This is a genomic window from Rhodomicrobium sp. Az07 (assembly GCF_018619475.1).
Classification (GTDB): domain Bacteria; phylum Pseudomonadota; class Alphaproteobacteria; order Rhizobiales; family Rhodomicrobiaceae; genus Rhodomicrobium.
In genome coordinates this window covers 1-5,979 of record NZ_JAHFZG010000033.1, presented here as the reverse complement: position 1 = coordinate 5,979, position 5,979 = coordinate 1, and the positions used below count along the sequence as shown (strand labels likewise).

Below are 5,979 nucleotides of genomic sequence, written 5' to 3'. Positions count from 1 at the left end.
AGTTTCGACGCATCGCTACGAGATATGAAAAAACCGCCCGAAACTACCGCTCCATGATCGCTCTCGCAGCAACCATCTTGTGGATCCGATAAATGTCCACACTTCCTAGAGCCCGTTCCGATCTGACTGCGATTCAGTCAGATCGGATCCGGCTCTAGTAGACCCGCGCCTTCGGCTGGATGTACTGCACATCGTTTGTCAGCGTGTGCTTATGCACCGGACGGTAATCGAGCGTCACGGTGCGCTTCTCGTCGTCGCCATAGGCGAGCGTGTGCTTCATCCAGTTCTCGTCGTCACGGTTCGGGAAGTCCTCGCGGGCATGCGCGCCCCTACTTTCCTGCCGGGCATGCGCGCCCGACACCGTGGCGAGAGCCAGGCCGATCATGTTGTTGAATTCGAGCGTCTCGGTAAGGTCCGTGTTCCAGACGAGCGAGCGGTCGGTGACACGAATGTCCTCGATACCGTCCCACACTTCCTTGATGAGCCTCACGCCCTCTTCGAGCACGTCGGCTTGACGGAACACCGCGCAGTTGTTCTGCATGATGCGCTGCATCTTGCCGCGAAGCTCGGCGGTGGGCGTCGAGCCGCTGGCGTGGCGGAAGCGGTCGAGCCGCGAGATGGCTTCCTCGCCTGCGTTGGCCGGGAGGCTCGCCTGCGTCTCGTTCTGTTCGATGGTCTCGGCGCAGCGCAGCGCCGCCGCGCGGCCGAACACCACGAGGTCGATCAGCGAATTCGAGCCGAGACGGTTCGCGCCGTGCACGCTCGCGCAGGACGCCTCGCCGATGGCCATCAGGCCGGGGATCGTCGCGTCCGGATCGCCCGCGCGCGGGTTGATCGCCTCGCCCAGGTGGTTCGTCGGGATGCCGCCCATATTATAATGAACGGTCGGGATTACCGGGATCGGCTGACGGCGAAGGTCGACGCCCGCAAAAATCTGCGCGCTCTCGGTGATGCCGGGGAGGCGCTCGGCAAGGATCTTCGGGTCGAGATGATCGAGGTGAAGGTAGATGTGGTCCTTGTTCGGCCCGACACCGCGCCCCTCGCGAATCTCGATGGTCATCGAGCGCGAAACCACGTCGCGGCTCGCCAGATCCTTCGCGTGCGGCGCGTAGCGCTCCATGAAGCGCTCGCCTTCGGAGTTCGTGAGATAGCCGCCCTCGCCGCGCGCGCCCTCGGTGATGAGCACGCCCGCGCCGTAGATGCCGGTCGGATGGAACTGCACGAACTCCATGTCCTGCAACGGAAGCCCCGCGCGCAGCACCATGGCGTTGCCGTCGCCCGTGCAGGTATGCGCGGACGTGGCCGAGAAGTAGGCGCGGCCATAGCCGCCCGTGGCGATGATCGTCTTCTTCGCCCGGATGCGATGGATGGAGCCGTCCTCCAGCGATAGCGACATCACGCCCCGGCAGATGCCGTCGTCCATCAGGAGGTCGAGCGCGAAATGCTCCACGAAGAAGTCGGCCGAATAACGAAGCGACTGGCCATAGAGCGTATGCAGCATGGCGTGGCCGGTACGGTCGGCGGCGGCGCAGGTGCGCTGTGCCGGTGGGCCTTCGCCGAACTCGGTGGTCATTCCGCCGAACGGACGCTGATAGATCTTGCCCGCTTCGGTTCGGCTGAAGGGCATGCCGTAGTGCTCAAGCTCGTACACGGCGGCGGGCGCATTGCGGCAGAGATATTCAATCGCGTCCTGATCGCCGAGCCAGTCCGACCCCTTAACGGTGTCGTACATGTGCCAGCGCCAATCGTCCGGCCCCATGTTGCCGAGCGCGGCGGCGATGCCGCCCTGCGCGGCGACGGTATGCGAGCGTGTCGGGAAAACCTTGGTGACACAGGCCGTCTTCAGGCCCGCCTGCGCACAGCCGAGCGTAGCGCGAAGCCCCGCGCCACCCGCGCCGACCACGACCACGTCGAAGGAGTGATCGTGAATCTTGTAGGCGCGCCCGTTGACCGTGGGAGCGGCAACGCCGTTCAGTATTGCATCCGCCATGAGACTAATTTCCAAGGAAAAGCTTCAGGATCGACAGCACGCCGACAACGGCGATCACGATCACGAAGAATGTGTTCAGGAAGAGAAACGGAACCTTGAGGCCGTGGGGCATGTATTCTTCAACGGGAACCTGCATGCCGAGGCGCATGTGAATGGCGGTCGAGATCACCACGAGGATCGACGCGATCGCGTTGAACGGGTGGCCGAAAAATGCCTTCACTTCGCCAAGCGGCGCGCCAGCGAGCGTAAGCCCGGTGTAGACGAGGAACGCCACCACGAAAAGGTTCGAGACCGCCGTGAGCCGCTGCGCCCAGAAATGGTCTGTGCCGGGACCGCCGATGGCGGAGCCGAGGCCGCGGACCTTCTTGAGTTCCGTTCTATAGGTCGTCGTCGGCATCAGCGGATCCCCCAGTGCGACAGAGCGTAACCCCAGATGATGGCCGTCAGCGTGAGCGATCCGAACAGCGTCGCCCAGGACAGGAACTTGACGGCGGGCTTGGAGAAGCCCCAGCCCACGTCCCATACGAAATGACGGATGCCGCCCAGCATGTGATGCATGACCGACCAGGTGAAGCCGATGAGAATGACGAGACCGAGCGGCGTGGCGAGATACGAACTGACCGTATTGAAGGCCTGTTCACTCGTCGCGGCCGACGCGATCCAGATCGCGAGGATGAGGCTGCCAAAATAATTCGTGATCCCCGTCACACGATGCATGATCGAAAGGATCATGTTGATCTGGAAGCGGTAGATCGACAGATGCGGAGACATCGGTTTCGGCGCCAGCGGCCGTGTGCCCGCGATAGGCTTGGCTTCCGCCATCATGCAATCCTTCTTAACCCTCGATACAGTTTTTCTTAACGCCCGGGACTATATCGTTCCGCCCGACGGGCAGCAACAGACGGCGGCGCGGAACCGCTCAGGCTTTTCGGCGACAAATCCGGGCGGGACTCGAATCCGAACCAAGTTCTAGAACCGGTCCAGGATCCTGCAACTTCCTTACAGGCTCCGGCGGTGAAATGGAAATCGAATTTGCCGCGCTCGCGCCGTCTCGCTGTCTTGTGATCGCCTACAACCGCAGGCGCAGCAAAGGCTTGCGGGCCGCGCGGCTCCGTTCACGGTTTTGGTATACCAGCCATGGCGGCGACGCGTCGCAGCCCGATTGAGCGCGCCGCCGAGCCGGAAACTCAGCGCGGCAGCGCGGCCCAGTAGTCGAGGTCGAGCAGCGCGGAACCATCGTATTGCTCGCCTGCCTTGTAAGGGAAGTCGGCGCACGGCTTGTCCTTCGCCGCGATGAGTCGCAAGCGCAGCGCCCCCGCATCGTCGCGGCCCGGCAGCGGCTGCTTGTCGAGCACCTCGCTCCACGCGTACACGGTGTCGCCCGCGAAGGCCGGGGAGACGTGCCGCCCCGCATTGATGGCGGCGACGTGGAACGCGTTCTCAAGGCCGTTGAACGACAGCGCGCGGGCGAGCGAGATGATGTGCCCGCCGTAGATAAGGCGACGCTTGAAGCGGCCCTGCGCCTGTTCGTGCAGGTTGAAATGAACCTTCGCGGTGTTCTGGTAGAGGCGCGTGGCGATCTGGTGCTCGGCTTCTTCCAGCGTCATGGCGTCGAGATGATCGATCTTCTCGCCGACCTCGTAATCGCTCCAGCGCGCTGCGTTGCCGGAAAGCGCCGTGTCGTAGCCTTCAAGCGTCAGCGGCGGAAGCGCGCCGCCCAGTTCCGAGACATCGACGGCGGCCTTGAGGCTCGGCACGTGCGGCGCGGGCGCTTCGGCCGCCTCGTCGCGCTTCTTCACCATCACCCAGCGGACATAGTCCAGCACCGCTGCGCCGGTCTGATCGCGGCCCGTGGTGCGGACATAGACGACGCCCGATTGCTTGTTGGAGTTCTCCTTGAGGCCGATCACCTCGGACGTCGACGACAGCGTGTCGCCGGGGAACACCGGTTTCAGGAAGCGGCATTCCGCATAGCCGAGGTTCGCCACCGCGTTCAGAGACACATCGGGCACGGTCTTGCCGAAGACGATGTGGAACACGAGCAGGTCGTCGATGGGCGCCGCCGGATAACCGATGGCCTTCGCGAACGCGTCCGACGACTGCACCGCGAAGCGCGAGCCGTAGAGCGCGGTGTAAAGCGCGACATCGCCCGCCGTGACCGTGCGCGGCGTGGCATGCGCGATCACCTGCCCAAGCCTGAAATCCTCGAAATAGTTGCCCTGACGTGCCTTGCTCATGTCTTCTCCCGCTCGATCCGATTTGGAAGACCTCTTATCACCCACCCGTCACGGGAGGAAAGAAGGCGATTTCCCGCGCCCCCAGGACAGAAGTCTCATGCGACGCGCTGTCCTGATCGACCGCGGCGCGGACGAGGTGGGGCTTCGCAAAGGCGGCGGCGTAGTTTTCTCCGCGCGTTACGAGCCAGGCGACGACGTCGGCGACGGTGGCCACGTGCGCGGGCAGGACGACGCGCTCTTCCGGCGTGCCGGCGCGCTCGCGCATCCAGGCGAAATATTTGATCGTCACGTCCATCGGTTCTCTCGCATACGCATGAAATAAAGGACTGCGGTAACGAGGCTCAAGCCCGCCGCGATCCACAGCACGGCGAGGCCGATCGCGTGAAGCAGCGCGGCCAACTCAAACCCCGGCGCGAATAGCAAGAGAAGAGCCGCGTATTGCAGGGCGGTTTTCGCTTTCGCGAGCAGGCTCGATGAGGCTGCCATTCCTTGGGCGCGGGCGTCCAGCCTCAGAAGCGTTACCGCCGCTTCACGCGCGAGGATGATCGCGGCGGCGCTGACGTGGGTGCCCGAAATCGTACCGTCGAAAAGAAGTAGCGCGACACCTGTCGCGACAAAGACCTTATCCGCGACAGGGTCCAGCACCGCGCCGAGTGCCGATACCTCACCGCGTGATCGGGCGGTCCACCCGTCGAGAACATCGCTCGCCGCCGCGTATGCCACAAGCGCCGTCGCGATCTCCCTGGGCCAGCCGCAGAGTATCGCGAAGGCAAGCAACGGCGCTGCTGCGAGGCGCGATGCCGTGATCGCAATGCTGGGCCGGGGTATGAAGAGATGCGCTTGCATCGGTGGATCCGACATTTTCAGTCCAGGAGCTCACACGCATATAGAGCATTCCGAAACGAATGCGGCTCAAATTTTGTACTCGACGAGCGTGTGCCACAGTGGGGTAAACCAGCAGCGTCCCTGCATTGTTTGTAAGCGATGCGCCGTCACAGGGCCGCGGCATATGCCCAGGGCATAAGCTCGTCGATGCGGTGCGCGGGCCAGCGGTTGACGAGCTTGGTCAGCACATCAGCGAGCCAGGCATCCGGATTGACGTTATTAAGTTTGCAAGTCTCGATGAGCGACGCCAAGCATGCCCAGTTCTGAGCTCCCTGATCGTGTCCGGCGAAGAGACTGTTCTTGCGATTCAAAGCTATAGGGCGCATTGACCGCTCGACAGAATTGGAATCGATCTCGATGCGGCCGTCATCGAGGAAGCGGATCAAGCCGTCCCACTGGTTCAATCCGTATTGGATGGCGTCGCGAACAGGCGACGACTTGGAGACGCGCTTGAGGCAATCCTCGGACCAGGACTTCAAAGCCTCGACCTCAGGTCGGGCTCTCGCCTGCCGGACGGCGCGCCGCTCTTCCGGCGGGCGCCCTCGGATGTCGTCCTCGATCTTGTACAGTCTCCGGATGCGCTCCAGCGCCTCTTGGGCGATACGCGCCGGCCCCTTGGCGGCGATCTCGTAAAATCGTCTGCGCAGGTGCGCCCAGCAATAGGCGAGCGTCACGGGCCCGCCGAGGCGGCCGGGACGGACAAGGATGTTGTAGCCGTCATAACCGTCGACCTGCAGAATGCCCGAGAAGCCCTCCAGCAGCGTCTCCACATGTTTGCCGCCGCGGCCCGGCGCGTAGGAATAGATTACGGCGGGCGGCGTTTTCCCGCCCCACGGCCGGTCGTCGCAGGCCAGAGCCCAGAAGTAG

7 protein-coding genes and 1 pseudogene are annotated in these 5,979 nt (G+C 63.5%); 1 reads left to right on the top strand and 7 read right to left on the bottom strand.

Features of this window, described 5'->3' with window-relative positions; genetic code table 11:
• Positions 1-92, top strand: a pseudogene (locus KKP04_RS15105) (IS5/IS1182 family transposase); the annotation flags it as partial.
• 62 nt (positions 93-154) lie between these two features.
• On the opposite strand, the gene sdhA reads toward KKP04_RS15105, so the two are convergent.
• From sdhA to KKP04_RS15070, 7 genes are all read right to left on the bottom strand, one after another.
• A complete protein-coding gene (gene sdhA, locus KKP04_RS15100; protein WP_215033464.1) occupies positions 155-1,990 on the bottom strand; it encodes a succinate dehydrogenase flavoprotein subunit in 1,836 nt (611 codons plus the stop codon).
• A gap of 4 nt (positions 1,991-1,994) precedes the next feature.
• The gene (sdhD, locus tag KKP04_RS15095) at positions 1,995-2,387 is read right to left on the bottom strand and encodes a succinate dehydrogenase, hydrophobic membrane anchor protein (protein WP_215033461.1); all 393 of its coding nucleotides are present in this window, start codon (positions 2,385-2,387) and stop codon (positions 1,995-1,997) included.
• Positions 2,387-2,815: a succinate dehydrogenase, cytochrome b556 subunit gene (sdhC, locus tag KKP04_RS15090; RefSeq protein ID WP_251134177.1), complete on the bottom strand. Its 429-nt coding sequence runs from the start codon at positions 2,813-2,815 to the stop codon at positions 2,387-2,389. Before sdhC ends, sdhD begins: the two co-directional genes overlap by 1 nt.
• A 362-nt stretch (positions 2,816-3,177) precedes the next feature.
• The gene (locus tag KKP04_RS15085; RefSeq protein ID WP_215033458.1) at positions 3,178-4,227 is read right to left on the bottom strand and encodes a MaoC family dehydratase; all 1,050 of its coding nucleotides are present in this window, start codon (positions 4,225-4,227) and stop codon (positions 3,178-3,180) included.
• A 37-nt stretch (positions 4,228-4,264) separates the two neighbouring features.
• A complete protein-coding gene (moaD, locus tag KKP04_RS15080; protein WP_251134176.1) occupies positions 4,265-4,522 on the bottom strand; it encodes a molybdopterin converting factor subunit 1 in 258 nt (85 codons plus the stop codon).
• Positions 4,513-5,073 carry a CDP-alcohol phosphatidyltransferase family protein gene (locus KKP04_RS15075; protein ID WP_215033455.1) on the bottom strand — a complete coding sequence of 187 codons (561 nt, stop codon included), beginning with the start codon at positions 5,071-5,073 and terminating at the stop codon, positions 4,513-4,515. Before KKP04_RS15075 ends, moaD begins: the two co-directional genes overlap by 10 nt.
• 146 nt (positions 5,074-5,219) lie before the next feature.
• Positions 5,220-5,979 (bottom strand): IS66 family transposase (locus KKP04_RS15070; RefSeq protein WP_215033452.1); only part of this gene is annotated, 760 nt, incomplete at its 5' end.

Bases quoted from the DNA above. Each gene is read 5' to 3' on its own strand.
- moaD (WP_251134176.1), bottom strand. From the start codon at position 4,522: ATGGACGTGACGATCAAATATTTCGCCTGGATGCGCGAGCGCGCCGGC.
- sdhD (WP_215033461.1), bottom strand. From the start codon at position 2,387: ATGCCGACGACGACCTATAGAACGGAACTCAAGAAGGTCCGCGGCCTC.
- KKP04_RS15075 (WP_215033455.1), bottom strand. From the start codon at position 5,073: ATGCAAGCGCATCTCTTCATACCCCGGCCCAGCATTGCGATCACGGCA.
- KKP04_RS15085 (WP_215033458.1), bottom strand. From the start codon at position 4,227: ATGAGCAAGGCACGTCAGGGCAACTATTTCGAGGATTTCAGGCTTGGG.
- sdhC (WP_251134177.1), bottom strand. From the start codon at position 2,815: ATGATGGCGGAAGCCAAGCCTATCGCGGGCACACGGCCGCTGGCGCCG.
- sdhA (WP_215033464.1), bottom strand. From the start codon at position 1,990: ATGGCGGATGCAATACTGAACGGCGTTGCCGCTCCCACGGTCAACGGG.